Annotated in this window: 10 protein-coding genes; 5 read left to right on the top strand and 5 right to left on the bottom strand. The window is 48.6% G+C overall.

The window, feature by feature from the left end; all coding sequences use genetic code 11:
* The first annotated feature begins 132 nt into the window (after window positions 1–132).
* From ABJT94_RS07975 to ABJT94_RS07965, 3 genes are all read left to right on the top strand, one after another.
* Window positions 133–969, top strand: a complete 837-nt coding sequence (locus ABJT94_RS07975) for a polysaccharide pyruvyl transferase family protein (RefSeq protein ID WP_348483101.1) — start codon at window positions 133–135, stop codon at window positions 967–969.
* A 185-nt stretch (window positions 970–1154) separates the two neighbouring features.
* Window positions 1155–2054 carry a glycosyltransferase family 2 protein gene (locus ABJT94_RS07970; protein WP_348483100.1) on the top strand — a complete coding sequence of 300 codons (900 nt, stop codon included), beginning with the start codon at window positions 1155–1157 and terminating at the stop codon, window positions 2052–2054.
* Window positions 2055–2182: 128 nt separating this feature from the next.
* Window positions 2183–3331, top strand: a complete 1149-nt coding sequence (locus ABJT94_RS07965) for a glycosyltransferase family 4 protein (RefSeq protein WP_348483099.1) — start codon at window positions 2183–2185, stop codon at window positions 3329–3331.
* Between the two features lie 91 nt (window positions 3332–3422).
* Here the strand turns inward: ABJT94_RS07965 and ABJT94_RS07960 are convergent, their stop codons facing one another.
* The 3 genes from ABJT94_RS07960 to ABJT94_RS07950 all read right to left on the bottom strand — a co-directional run bounded on the left by ABJT94_RS07960 (window position 3423) and on the right by ABJT94_RS07950 (window position 7930).
* Complete coding sequence (locus tag ABJT94_RS07960; RefSeq protein WP_348483098.1) at window positions 3423–4637, bottom strand: polysaccharide pyruvyl transferase family protein; 1215 nt, start codon at window positions 4635–4637, stop codon at window positions 3423–3425.
* Window positions 4638–4769: 132 nt separating this feature from the next.
* Window positions 4770–6590 (bottom strand): ABC transporter ATP-binding protein, encoded by a 1821-nt coding sequence (locus tag ABJT94_RS07955; RefSeq protein WP_348483097.1) that lies wholly within the window; start codon window positions 6588–6590, stop codon window positions 4770–4772.
* A 242-nt stretch (window positions 6591–6832) separates the two neighbouring features.
* The gene (locus ABJT94_RS07950; RefSeq protein ID WP_348476327.1) at window positions 6833–7930 is read right to left on the bottom strand and encodes a glycosyltransferase; all 1098 of its coding nucleotides are present in this window, start codon (window positions 7928–7930) and stop codon (window positions 6833–6835) included.
* A gap of 119 nt (window positions 7931–8049) precedes the next feature.
* Between ABJT94_RS07950 and ABJT94_RS07945 the strand changes: the two genes are divergently transcribed.
* Window positions 8050–9198 carry a glycosyltransferase family 2 protein gene (locus tag ABJT94_RS07945; protein WP_348476328.1) on the top strand — a complete coding sequence of 383 codons (1149 nt, stop codon included), beginning with the start codon at window positions 8050–8052 and terminating at the stop codon, window positions 9196–9198.
* The gene (locus ABJT94_RS07940) at window positions 9195–10328 is read left to right on the top strand and encodes a DegT/DnrJ/EryC1/StrS family aminotransferase (RefSeq protein WP_348476329.1); all 1134 of its coding nucleotides are present in this window, start codon (window positions 9195–9197) and stop codon (window positions 10326–10328) included. Before ABJT94_RS07945 ends, ABJT94_RS07940 begins: the two co-directional genes overlap by 4 nt.
* Window positions 10329–10353: 25 nt before the next feature.
* Here the strand turns inward: ABJT94_RS07940 and ABJT94_RS07935 are convergent, their stop codons facing one another.
* Window positions 10354–13020 (bottom strand): tetratricopeptide repeat protein, encoded by a 2667-nt coding sequence (locus ABJT94_RS07935; protein ID WP_348476330.1) that lies wholly within the window; start codon window positions 13018–13020, stop codon window positions 10354–10356.
* Window positions 13021–13082: 62 nt separating this feature from the next.
* Window positions 13083–14465, bottom strand: coding sequence for a PEP-CTERM-box response regulator transcription factor (prsR, locus tag ABJT94_RS07930; protein ID WP_348476331.1), 1383 nt, complete (start codon window positions 14463–14465; stop codon window positions 13083–13085).
* Window positions 14466–14471 lie beyond the last annotated feature (6 nt).

Here is a 14471-nt window from a genome sequence, read left to right as displayed (position 1 = left end):
TATCATTAGAATAGTTAATAAGGTCTAAAAGTACCGTTTACTTTTGATTTAATTGTATAATGATCTTAGACTATTAAACATATCAATATACAGCTCGACTACAAGTTTACAAATAGGAAAAGGAAGTCATCTATGATCGATCTGAAATCATATGCTCGTGAGGCGCTGCGCTCAGTTAGAGTGGAAAGTAAGTCAAATCTATTTTGGTGGCAAGGCCCCCCACTAAATTTCGGTGATTGGATTGGGCCATATATATTTAAAGAACTGTCTGGCTTGAGCCCCACTCACAAGAAACCCTCGAATAAATCACTTACCTCAGTATATGTAACGGTTGGCTCCCTTGCTAGCTGGTTTTGCGAGGATAGTATTGTGTGGGGGTCCGGTATAATTGATAGAGACCAAAGGTTCTGGAAGCCTAGAGAAGTTTGCGCAGTTAGAGGAGCTTACACTCGTGGCAGATTTCTCGATCAGGGGTTCGATTGCCCGGAGATATATGGCGATCCAGCAATACTTCTATCTGATTTATATAATCCTGATGTTGCTAAGCAATACAAGCTCGGTGTTATTCCTCACTATTGTAACTTAGCGGAGGCAACCTCTTTTTTTTCAAAGTATGATGCTGTAAATGTAATAGATGTCAGGACAAATAACGTAGAATCGATTGTTCAAGAGTTGATGAAATGTGAAGTGATTTTATCTAGCTCATTACATGGCTTGATTTTAGGCAATGCGTATTCTATCCCGAGTGCTCAGGTGGAGTTTGCTACACTTTTGGTAGGTGATGGAGTTAAATTCTTAGATTATTTTTCAGCATTTTGCATCGAACCTCCAGTGCCACTTACGATCAATAATTCAACTGGTATTAGTGAACTGTTTGATTATGTTAGATCCTATCCGCAACCGAATACTAAAAAATTAATGACTGGGCTATATAGGTCATGCCCCTTTAACAGTAATAAACTAGTCTAGTGAGCCTGCTGTCTTTGTGGTAAGTTGGTTTATGGCTAATTAAAGATACTTAGTTAGCATGTGGAAAGGGTTTAGGTAGCTGCAAAAGTTTGGACGCCTAATAAATCCAGTAAAACAGTGATTTTTATATCCGATAATAGTGATTACTTTATTTAGCTATTCCAAAAGGAATTAAGAGAGATGGTATGAAACAGAAAGGAAAAACTGTATCAGCAGTTATCCCTACACTTAACCGTTCAAACTACCTTCGAGAAGCGGTGTCAAGCGTACTAAATCAGTCATATCCTGTTCTTGAGGTTATTGTAATTGATGATGGGTCTAGTGAAGATATTAAACAAGCACTGGCAGACATTGATGGTCCGATTAAAATAGTACGCCATGATAAAAACATGGGTCATTCTGCAGCAAGAAATACTGGAATTAGAGTTGCAAAGGGTGACTATATTGCATTTCTTGACTCCGATGATCTATGGTTACCAAAAAAAATAGAAACCCAAATTCCATGGTTTGATTATAGTGATAACGTTGGCTTGGTTGGTGGGGGATATGAATATGTAAAAGCTTCAGGAGAAGTGGCTGATAGGCCCAAATTGCCGCCAGAATTTCCACGATATGAAGATTTAGCTATCGGTTTATTTGCATTCTCTGGCTCTAGTCCAATAGCTATTTGTAAAAAGGAGGTTTTCAAAAAAGTAGGGTTTTTTGACGATCAGTTGATATTGCTAGAAGACTGGGACATGTGGATTAGAATAAGTGAGCATTTTAAAGTTATTAACCCTCAGAAGAGGTTGGTTCAAGTTCGAATGCATGATGAAGTCAGAACTCATAGACCGCCGTGGCGTCAAATGGTCAAACTGACTGAGCAAACTAGAGCGACGCTTAATGCGAGAATCAAAGACAAAAAACTTAGAAAAAAAGCCAAAGCAGCATCTCTGTTTAATTGTTACGTTTTTAGTAGAAGAGCTGGAAGTTATTTGTTAGCAGCTAAATATTTGGTATTATCTTTTTATGAGTGGCCGCTAAGAATCCATCCGAGATCGCCACGGTTAAGACAGATAATAGGGGAATTAATTGGTCGTTGGTAGTACTATATATGTTGTACTCATTTTATAAAAGAAGTTGTTATTCTTTAAATAATAATCTCATTATGGACATTCAATTAGAAAATTGACAAGCTATTCAGTAGGAAGAAAGGCGCGATGAAGGATTATCTATGAAAGAAAGATCAGAGAAAAATGTAATGTTAGTGGCGAACTGGCGGTCAGATGTTGGTTACGCTTGGTGGTTAATGGAAAATTTCTGGGTACAAATTTCATTGCTGGCAGATAGGTCAGGAAAACAATGTTTCTTAATCTATCCTACGTTATCAAAACTACCTGAATCAATCTCGTCATCGTCAATAAATTGTATAGAGCTTAATTATAATGATGCTAGTTTTAAAGGTATTCTGCGTTTGTTGTCGTTCATTAAACAAAACAATATTAACTGCATTTACTTGACTGACAGGCCTTACTTTAGTTTTCGTTATATTCTTTTCAGGCTGCTTGGTGTTAGAAGCATTATAGTTCATGATCATACACCAGGGAGAAGGGATATCCCGAGATATACGAAAAGAAAATTTAAAAAAATCAAAAATACACTCCCGGCGTTTACTGCTGATTCAGTAATAGCTGTTACAAATTATGTGAGGGATAGGCATTTATATTCGAGTTGTATACCTGCATCAAAAATTTATGTTGCTCCAAATGGAATTATACCAATAGGTAAAAATCCGGAATTGCGTAGCTATGCGTTTTCAGAATTCAATATTCCAACTGGCGCAATAATAATTTTTACGTCAGGACGAGCTAGTACATACAAAGGAATTGATTTTATTATTGAGTGTGCCAATTATTTAATTAACAAAAGAGAATTGAATAATATATACTTTCTTTATTGTGGCGATGGCCCTGATATAGACCATTTTAAGAAGCTAAGCGCTAGTTATGGTCTAAATAAAAAATTCATCTATGCTGGGGTGCGCAATGATGTCAGAAAGATAGTTCAATCGTGCCATATTGGTATTCAGGCTTCCAGAGGCGAAGTTGGCTATTCACTCTCTATCATAGAATACATGAGTGCAGGTCTTGCAACTCTGGTCCCCGATAATCCATCAGTTTGTGCTTCAATAACTGATAATGTAAGTGGTTTAGTCTATAAAGAAAGAGATGTTAGCTCAGCATGCGAAAAGTTAGAAAAAGTTATTAATGATGATAATTTACGTTATAGACTAAGCGCTAATGCGCAAAAGATTGTTGAAACAGAATATAATCTTAGCAATACGAACATGGCTTTAATCTCTATTATAAAAGCGCATGTTTAATCTTAAAATATTATACCTTAATGAACTAAATTAATAGGTGATTTTTGAATTTCGGCCCAAGTTCATATTTGGATCGAAATTCAAAAAAATATTAAGGTTGCAGACCCGTATCAAGGAATTTCGATGAAATATCTCTCCATTTATTAAGTGCTATTTCTACCGTTTTCCAGTCTATTGAACCTGACATTCTGTTAGAAAGGTCTTCAGGTGTTATAGCGTTCCATGTGTCATAAGCTAAAATTCGGTCACTAAGGCCAAGTGGCTCAAGCGCTGAGGTAAATCTACAGTTTTCATGTGATTTAACTCCATCTTGAAGAAATACTAGAAAAGGCTTTCTCATAACGATAGCAAAAAGTGCACCGTGGTATGAATTCGTAACCACACATTCAGCTTTATGGAATGCGTTTAACCATGCTGAAGGCGAAGGAGTGAATATATTTTCTTTTGGTATAACAAGCTCTGCTCCTTGCATTGGTACAACGCGAAGATCATATTTATTTGTTTTGGCGAAATCGACAGTAGGCTGCCAGGGAATTTTATGAATAGTATTGATATTTACGAAATAGCCGAGCATGAACGGATTTGAAAAAGTCCGATCCTCGCTATCCTGTTGGACAACATCCAGATACTGCTCAGCTTTAAGGAGTAGCACTGGATCTATTACATGAATTGCATCTTTTATATTTAACTTATCACAAACTGAAAGCCCTTCGGCTTCGCGTACAGACACTGCATCTAATTTTGAAGTGAACTGAATAGCGCTCTGAAACCAGTTATTATCAAGAACAGGCCAAGGTGCGCTAACCGCATAGGCGATTCTACGTATTTGCCGTGGGCCAAACCCGAGGAAATTAAGCTTAGTGACTTCTCTCCATACTTGGTCACTCCCTACAATTAAAGCGTCTACCATTGGAGGCTTGTCTACTAATTCGGCCAGTGTAAATTCTTGGGGTGTAGTCGAAACATGGCGAGTCATAAACTCACTAAAGTAGCGTGGGTTTCGTTTATTGAAATTGGAGAGTCGCTTCGAGCCAGAAATTCCAAGTATTGGTGTTAACAGAAATCTGATTACACTGCGCAAATTAGATAGAATTTTAGAATATAATTGCTTCCACTTGCTTTGATCTTGCGGTGTAGGTCGCGTTCTAATCCAAAAAGTTGTGTGACCACGCTGCTGAAGAAATTTCTGCAGTGCAAAGTTCTGTAAAAGTGTACCGTAATTATCCCATAGTTTTAGCCATCCATAGAGAGATACGATACCGATTCTCAAGCCGATTTTTTTCGTAGTGCTATATTCAGTGCTCAAGGAAACCTCACTTGTCTTCTTAAAATGTTATTGGTCATAGTCATAAAAATATTGTGGCATCGAATATAAGTCTGATTTCTAAATGTTTGATTTTTATTATACAAGAGCAATAGATCATTTCTAGGAACAAGTTTATACTGTTTTTTGTGTATCATTTGGATTTGTTTTTCCCGCTTTAATGAGCAATTGAAAGTCTTCAGACTTAGATACTAACTGGTAGTATCTCCCGGAAGCTTTTACCCTGCCGCTACTAAAAACGAGGATATTGTCTGCTTTCTCAACGGTAGAAAGGCGATGCGCGATCATTACAATAGTTCTTGTTTTAGCTAAATCTAGTATGTCATTCATTATTAATCTTTCGGTAACATTATCGAGAGCACTGGTAGCCTCATCAAATACCAAAATAGCAGGGTCTTTGTAAAGTGCTCGAGCAATACCGACTCTTTGCTTCTGGCCGCCACTTAAGCGAGCTCCTCGTTCCCCCAGCCTGAAATCAAATCGCCCTTCACACTGGCAAACGAATTCATAGATGTTGGCCATCTTAGCAACCTGCACGAGTCTATCAAAATCCACATCATCCTCAGCAACACCGAAAGCTATATTTTCTTTGAAGGATGCATCAAGTATGAAAATATCCTGCGCTACATATCCAATCTTCTGTCGCCACGCTTTTATGTTACTCTGATCCAGCGGAGTGTTACCAACCAATACTTTACCTTGCTCTGGAAGCATTAATCCAAGCAATATATCAATGGCAGTACTTTTTCCTGCACCGGATGATCCAACAAATGCTGTAATTTCGTTAGACTTAATGGTAAAGCTACAGTCGCTTAACGCAGGTTCAGTTGACTCGGGGTAGTGGAAAGTAACCTTTTCGAAACTAACATCACCATCTGGTGCGGCGCAGTCTCCCAGGTTCTTGAGCAAACTGATGTGTCTCTTACTCCTCTCGATTTCTTCATCAATTTCTAGTACCACAGACCCATTGGCCTTTATTTGTGAGTAAGCTTTGTATATTGCTTGAGCTGCAGGAAGGAGCTTGTACCCTGCCATAGCATACAAGCTGATGATACTTAATGCGTCACTAGCAGTCCCCGAAGTCAAAAGAATGTATATTGATAAGCCTAGGATTGACGAGAATACGACTGTTTCCACAACAAATCTTGGTAAGTCACCAGCAAGTGAAATATAGGCTGAGGCAGAAAGGCCACGCCGTGTTACGCTGTCTAATGCTAATTTGTAATACTCTTCATTTCCTTTAAGTTTTACTTCTTTTACACCAGCAATGCTTTCATCTAAGTACTTTAATTTATTTCGATTTAGAATAGTTATAAGGCGGCCATAATCTACTACTTTTGCTCGAATAATTTTGAAAATAAGGAAGTATACGATCACCACGATTGAGGTGGCAATCAATGCGATCTCAATATCTATAATTAACAAACCTAATATTATCAGTGTGGCTATGAACAGTTGTGATACCAGGGTGAGTAATGGTTGAACCACCATATAAACCATTCTAGGTATCTCTTGAGTGATTTGAGAGATTAACCGGCTGCTATTGTTCATGGCAAAAAAGGTGTAGTCGTTTCGTAGGTAGCTATTGTAGACGGTTCGTTGAACATGGGCACCTAATTTCATGGATACCTGAAAAAGCTTCCATAGACTGTATGACGAGATGCCGTTACTTGCTATTAATAGTAATACTACACCGAGTGCATAGATAATCATGAAATGAGTAGTAGACTCAAAAGGATATGCTGAGTATAAGAAAGATAGTAGAGCGCTGGTTTGTATTGACTCGGGGTTGCTGACCATTGTTATGAAGGGAGCGATCGATGCGATACCTGCCACTTGAAAGAGTGCTGTAACCAGAAAAATAAATTGTAAAAGAACTAATCTCATCCGGTTTTCTTGCCCGGTCAACCTAAACAGTGCTTTGTAAAAGATCATAACGGTCCTTCGTAGGTATAATTGTTTTCTAAATTTTCAGAGCACATGGAGACAGTAAACGGCGTTGATATAGTGCGTCCATGTGATTTAAATAGGCTAGAAAAACTACTCATGGTGTTATTGTCCAAAGCCGGGTCATTCTAGTTGATCGTTTGACTTCACAGTGAACGAGTTGAGAAATCTCTACGGCGAGAGAATCGAATTTCCTGCGGGACCAGGGAATAACGCTGAGCGTAGGTGTGTTACTCATAGCTGTAAATACCCAGTGTTTTTTGTGCGCATTGAATGCTCGTAAGGCTAAACCGAGACGCGGTTGTGTTTTTTGAAGTCGATGGATTGCCCTGCAGGCTTAGAAGCGCGCTGGATAGTCCAGCTGGCGATTGGGGAGCAGGATCGAAGCCAGGGTCTATACCATTATGGAAGAGCCGCACGGTATCGGTTGAAATCAACAGTTTCGAAAGCGCCAGCGTCTCCAGCGCAACCATCGGCATGCCTTCATGGTCTGAACACAACACAACGGCATCGCACGCCTGAATAATCGCGGGAATGTCGTTTCGGTGGCCATGGAATTGAACTTGAGGTTCGGCCAGGTTCAGTGAGCTGGCCTGGGCTTTAAGTGTGGCCTCTAACGGGCCATTTCCAACGATGTGAAAGCGGTATTGGTTTGATTGGTCCAGAACAAGCCGGGCGGCTTCCAGGAACAGGTCTACTCGTTTTACCGGTACCAGGCGGCCGATGATGGCGATGTGGATGCAGCCGGGTTCAAACACCAGGTCGGTGCCGGCGTTGGCCTGTTCGGTCAGCTCTTCGAGGTCGACGCCGTTGGGCACGCAATAGAGGCGTTGTGCACCGTATTGGCTTTTTAGCTTGTCCATCAGTTCCCGGGAAACGACGATAACGCCGTCTTGCAGCCAGCGGCCGCAGGCGTGGTCTATCCAGCGCTGAATGCCTGTTTTCAGGCCGCCATTGAATTCGCTGGCGCCGTGTACGGTGCGCACACAGCGGGCGCGCAGGGTGGTCAGGTTGGCCAGGCTGCCGAGAATGTTCTCTTTTTGGCGGTGGGTGTGAATGACGGTTGGCTTAAATGCCTTTATGGCCCGGCGAATGCCCTGGAACAGTTGCCAGGCAGAGCAGCGTGTCTCGTCTAATACGGTAACGGGGATGTCGATAGCGCGAAGGCGGGAGGCGAGTTCGCCTTCGTTCATCAGAACGGCAGCTACGGTGCAGTCTTTACTGAGTTGTTTGATCAGGGCATAGGCCTGGGCTTCGGCGCCCGCCCAAAGGTCTCCTGAAACAATATGCAGGACCCGGATCTTTTCTGTGGATCGGGAAATCGACATGTACTCAACATCCGTGTTGGTTATACTGTGGTGCATTATGCATCAGGGAAGGCTGTGTTTAAAGCGCCTTTCCCGGTCTTTATGGCTAATCGTTACCACCCTGGTCCAAGGAGTTGACCATGTTACCTGCCCTGTTCTGGCTTCTGTCGGTCTGCGCCGTTTACAGCTATTTTCTCTATCCGCTAGCGCTGATCGTGCTGCGCGCCATTACCCGCCCTGAAGCCATAGCACCACCAGACAGCCATGCCGGCAAACCGCCTTTTCTGAGTCTTGTCGTCACCGTTTACAATGAAAAACACCGCATCGAACAGAAAATTCAGAACGTTCTAGCGCTGGATTACCCGGCCGATCGGCTGGAGCTCATTGTCGCTTCCGATTGCAGTGACGACGGTACCGATGAACTGGTAAAAAGCTACGCCGACCAGGGCATCCGCCTGGTGCGGGCTGAACAGCGGCTGGGCAAGGAGAACGCCCAGCTAGCGGCGATTCAGGCGGCGAAGGGTGAGGTGCTGGTGTTTTCGGATGTCGCCACCCAAATGGACCCGGAAGCTTTGCAAAACCTGAGCCTGTATTTTGCCGATGCCAGAGTAGGCGCCGTCTCCAGTGAAGACCGCTTTATCAGTAAAGATGGCAAAGTGGCGGGCGAGGGCGCCTACGTTAAGTATGAAATGTGGTTGCGCCAGCAGGAGAGTCAACTGGGCGGCCTGGTAGGCCTGAGCGGTTCGTTTTTTGCCGCCCGGGCAGAGGTGTGCCAACAGTGGGATATCCATTCACCGAGTGATTTCAACACCGCCTTGAACTGTGCCCGCCTGGGGCTGCGCTCGGTTACCGCTCCTGATGTCCTTGGCTACTATGAAGATTTGAAAGATGCCTCCCGTGAGTACGCCCGCAAAGTTCGGACCGTGTTGCGGGGCATGACGGGGTTGGCCCGCCACCCGGATGTATTGAACCCTGTTCGGTTTGGTTTGTTTTCATTCCAGGTTTTCAGCCACAAGCTGATGCGTTGGGGCGTGCCATGGTTTTTGCTGGCGTTACTCATTGTCACCCTGGTGCTGGCGAATGATGGCTGGATATACACTCTGGCCCTGGTGGCGCAGGCGGTGTTTTATGGCATCGCAGCCTGGGGGCATTGGGGTCGTGGTGGGCGAGAAAACGGCGCTGTGCGGCTGGTTTACTTCTTTGTTCAGGTGAACCTGGCCCTGGCTGATTCCGCCATTCAGTACTTCAAAGGCACGCGCATGACCACCTGGAAGCCATCGGCCCGATGAGCTGGGCCGTGTATCCGCCCGCCGGCAACCCGGTTGTGTTGCGGTCGTCTGGTTTGGATGTTGCCAGTCTCTTTCCCGCTCATCATCTGGTCTGGTTGCAGTCGGGTACCGCGGCACTGGCGTGGTGTTTGTGTCAGCATCGGTTGCGGCACCCCGAGGTTGCACACCCGGAAGTATTGATACCGGCCTACGGCTGTCCCGATTTGGTCGCCGCCGCCGATTACGCGGGTTACACCCCCCGGTTGGTTGATCTGGCCGAAGGCACCAGTGAATACGATGCCGCCGCTCTGTTGGCCACGGTCAATGAAAGCACTCTGGCAATACTGGCGGTCAACTTCTTGGGGCTGGCGGCCAACGTGAGCGCTATTCGGGCGCTGCTGCCCGAAGCCTCGTCAATCGCCATTATTGAAGACAACGCTCAGTGGTTTCCTGAGCCGGATCGGCCCGCAACAACCGAGGCCGATTACCTCACCTTTTCGTTTGGCCGTGGCAAAGCCATCGGGCTACTGGGCGGTGGCCTGGTTGCTGCCCGGGTTCAGCCTGTACCGATGGACGTATTGGCGCCCGTTACCGACAAGCGCTGGCCGATAAAGGCCCGGCTTTATAACGCTTTATTGCACCCGGCTTTGTACGGTCCGGTGACCAGGCTCCCGGGTTTGTCTTTGGGACAGACGCGTTATCACGCTCTGGAGAGGTTGATGGCAATGGATCCGCAACCGAAGGGTGTTCTTGCGGCGAACGTTGAGCGTTACCAGCAGTTCGATACCTGGCGGGAAACCTGTTTCGATGAAGCTTTCACTGCCATCAGTGCGGTTCAGGTGCCAGGGCTGACAACCCAGGGCAGGCACACCGCTAACCGGGGGCGTTTGTTGCGTTACCCGGTGTTACTGGCGAACCGTGAACAGCGGGATGCCGCACTGGCTTCGCTGACCCAGGCAGGGCTGGGCGCTACGGCCATGTACCGGCATGCGTTGCCAGACATCGACGGTTTGGAAGGGCGCTTCGACAGTTCACGGGTTCCCAATGCCCGGCAATTTGCCGACAGGCTGATTACTTTGCCGGTTCATGTGGGTATCAACCGGCCAGTTATCGAGCGCATCATAAACACGCTGTCCCGGGCGTTGGACTGACCAGCCCGGACAGCGCTGGCCGACTTCAGGCCGGCGCGGCGTTCCTCGCCTCGGCTTCCTGAAGGTGTTGTTCAATGTCGGCATTGTTCGGTGCCAACTGACGCGCCCGCGTCAGTACAGTAACCGCTTGCTGATGTTCCCCGTTCAGGTGCAGTAACCAGCCATAGGTATCCAGAATGCCTGGGTTTTCAGGGGCGATGTCTGCAGCCCGGGCGGCAAGGTCTAGTGCTTCCGTCGGGCTGTCCTCGCGCAGCAGCCAGGCCAGGTTGTTCAATGCTGCCACGTGGCTTGAATCCCGCCGAACGGTTTCGCGGTAGGCGCTGATGGCCTCGGCATTGGCCTGCTGATTCAAATAATAGTTTCCTTTCATGAACCAGGGGGCGGCTGCATTGGGGTCGACCTGGTGCCATTGCTCAAGTGCAACGACCAGGCGGTCCGGTTCCAGATCACTGATCAGTGCTGTATAGATGGCGGCCAGCTCGCGGCTGGGTGAGCGGGTCCAATAGGGGCGTACAAAGTCGAGTGCACCGGAGCGATTATTGTTGGCGGCTATCAGCCGGGTTTTCTGCGCGACTATATCGAGATTATCTGGTCGGCTTGCCAGCAAGGTGTCGAGTCGGGCCAGGGCTTCTTGACTATCGCCCTGGCTGTTGTCGATTTGGGCAGCAAGAAACTGCGTTGGCAAGTCGTTTGGCTGGCGCTGCTCGGCTTGTTCGATCCAGCGGTTGGCATCGGCCCAGTTGCCCAGGCTGGCCGCTTGTTGCGCCCGGGCCCGGAAATACAGGCCGGTCATGGCACGCGCTCGCGGCTGTTCTGAATCCTGATACTGGCTCGCCAGTTCACCTGCCTGGCCCCATTCGGCCAACGTCAGCAACCGGTTCATGGCAACCGAGTTCAGTTCCAGTGCAACGTCTTGTGGGCTGGCGGCGGCTTGTTCCCTCAGCCAGGCCAGAGTATCGGTAGCCGAGGTGGCATCGGTACGCCATTGCAGCGCGGCTTCCAGTAAGTCGGGCCGTTCGGGTATGGCCTGATAGCCGCGCATCAGCAAGTCGGTTGCGGCCAGCGTCTGGCCTTGCTGGCGCATCAGTTGTGCGGTGGCCGGGTAGGCTTCAGTGAATTCGGGGTGGTCTTCCAGCAGTGAGGTCATTTGCACCAGGGCCCGGCTGGCGTTGCCCGCGCGATAGTCGAGCATGCTGCTGATCCAGTAAGGATTCGGCTCTTCCGGAAATGCTTCGGTGAGTTCACCGGCTATGCGTTGGGCTTCTTCCATTTCATCTTCAGCCACCAGGGTGGTCACATAGAACTGCGTGGTCAGCCAGTCGGCGGCGTTGATGGAGTAGGCCTTGCGCAGGTGGCCCAGGGCGAGCTGGGGCTGATCGCGGTCGGCGTAGTATTGCGCCAGCATCAGCATCAGGCGGGTGCGGTCTGGCTCCAGTTCCAGCGCTTTGCTCAGCGTCTGAATGCCCAGTTGGCTGCGGCCGTCGCGCAACAGCAGGGCACCGTATAACGCCAGCAGATCGGCATCGTCGGGGCGGGCCAGTAAGGCGGTGCTGAGTACATCCAGTGCTTCCTGGCTGCGGCCGAGTTCGACCTGTGCCAGCGCCGCGGCTTGCACAAAGGTTGCCGGTGCGGTTTCAGGGTCTAGGTGCTCTGAGAGCAGTTGTTCGCCGTCGGTCACTTCGCCGTCCTGAAGGGTCAGCAGGCCCAGCATCATGCCGGCGTTCCGGTTTGCCGGGAACTGGTTCAGAATATCCTGAAAGGCGTTTTTGGCGCTCAGCACATCGCCCCGGCTGGCGGCGGTAATGGCCTCCCGATATTGCTGCTGGGCGGAATAGGCTTCGGGGTTCGCCTCGCGCACGATGTTGTTGTAGGCCGTCGCCTCTACCGGGCGGCCCAGTTCTGTCAGCACCGACGACAGCAGTTCCAGCACCTGTATCCGCTCCTGAAGCATCATGTCGGTGGATGGCAGGTCGATCAGCGCCTGCGTGAGGTGCGCCTCAGCCTGAGTCAGTTGGTTGCTCTGATAATCCACCCGTGCCGCCAGGTAATTAACCTCGGGCAGGCCTTTCTGGGCTTCAGGTAACTGATCGATCAGGGCGTTGGCCTGCTGGTATCGGCCGGTATCGGTCAGGGTGGTGATCAGGTCGAGCGTTATGTCGGAATTATCCGGGAAGTCTGCATGCAATTGGGTAAGTCGTTGCACGGCCGTTTGAGTGCGGCCATTCTGGAAATCGACTAGCGCCAGAAGCCGGCCCTGGATTGCCGGGTTTTCATCGGGTGCTTCCACGCTGGCCAGCACGGCTTCTGCTGAAACAAACTTACCCTGCTTCAAATACGCCTGTGCCAGTAACTGCCTGGAATCATCGGTGTGTCGGTCGCTGACCGATTCCAGCAGCGTCTGGGCGCTGCTTGGGCTGCCAATGGTCAGCAGTAATCGGGCGTAGCGATGGGTCTGTTCAAGGTCGCCCGGGTTGGCCTGTATGGCGTTGCGTTGTTCAATCATCGCCGCACGGTATTGTCCCTGTTCTTCATAGGACTGGCTGCGCTGCACATGAGTGCTGCTGACTTCGTTGCCGGGAGTGTCGTTGCAACCGGCCACCAGCAGGGCAATGGTGAAGCCGGCAATCCACCATAGGGGCCGGTGTATCGCCGCTGGTGCTGTCGGGTTTTCAAACTGGGAAATCCTGTTCATGGGTTGGCTGTCCTTGGTTTGATGACAAATGGATGCGCTGGAGTAAATCGGTGTCGCGGTATTCACAGCGAATCTTCCTCTGTTTTCTTGTCGGTGTTCAGAGAATATTTCCGGATCAGGTCGTAGAGTGTTGGGCGGGTAATGCCCAGCATTTTAGCGGCCATCGAGACATTGTATTCACTCAGTGCCAGCGCCTGCTCAATGGCTTCCACTTCTGCTGACTGGCGAATCTTTCGCAGGTTCAGGTTCAGCACGCCGTCACCGTCGCTTTTCAGATCGAGGTCTTCTGCGTTTAGAATATGGTTGTCGGCCAGTACTACCGCGCGTTTGACCTTGTTTTCAACTTCCCGAATATTTCCAGGCCATTCGTAGGCGTCAATGCCGGCCAGGGCATCGTCGGAAAAGCGCAGGCTGCGCTGCTTCATTGACCGACTGTATTTTTGCAGGAAGAAATTGGCCAGCAAGCGTGCGTCGGTTCCGCGGCTGCGCAAGGGCGGAATCTCTACAACGATTTCGCAAATCCGGTAATACAGGTCTTCCCGGAACTCGCCGTTGGTTACCATGGTTTTCAGGTCTTTGTTGGTTGCGCAGATTACCCGGGCATCAATGCTAATGGCCTTGCGTCCACCGACCCGCTCAATCACGCGCTCCTGCAGAAAGCGCAACAGTTTGGCCTGCAGTGGCAATGGCATGTCGCCAATTTCATCAAGGAACAGGGTGCCGCTGTTGGCCTGTTCAATACGGCCCTCGGTGGTTTTTCCCGCACCGGTAAAGGCGCCTTTTTCGTAGCCAAACAATTCACTTTCGATCAGGTTTTCTGGCACCGCTGCGCAATTGATGGCAACAAAAGGGCGCTCTTTGCGGTCGCTCATGGTGTGAATGGCACGCGCCAGTACTTCTTTGCCGGTGCCACTTTCGCCGAGCAGGGTTGAGGTCACCGGAGACTGGGCAATTTTCTCTGCCATGCGGCAAACGCGCTTCATGGTCGCATCGGCCGTTACCAGGCCAGCAATGGGCTCGAAGAAGGCTTGTTGAGTACGGTTTTCATGTTCCAGACGGGCAATGCGAAAGGCCTGATCTACCACCAGGCTAAGCCGTTCTGGGTCGACCGGTTTCAAATAAAAGTCGAACGCACCGGCGGCGATGGAATCGAGCGCGTTCTTGTGATCGTTTTTTCCGGTCATCACAATAATTTTGCTGTCTGGCGCAATGGTGAGAATGTCGCGTATGCAGGCAAAACCTTCACTGACGCCTTCGTCATCCGGCGGCAAGCCCAGGTCCTGAATGATGATACTGGGGTTGTACATGCGCACGGCATTGAGGGCTTCGGTTCTGTCTTTAGCGGTAATCAGAGTCGACTCGAAATCATCGAAGTGCCATTTCAGCTGGCTTTGCAAGCCTTCATCGTCTTCTACAATTAGTATGGTTCGATCGAGCGCTTCCATGGGCTC

Source organism: Saccharospirillum sp., assembly GCF_039982735.1.
Classification (GTDB): Bacteria; Pseudomonadota; Gammaproteobacteria; order Pseudomonadales; family Natronospirillaceae; genus Saccharospirillum.
The sequence above is the reverse complement of the archived record's forward strand: the minus strand, read 5'-3'. Positions and strand labels throughout refer to the sequence as shown.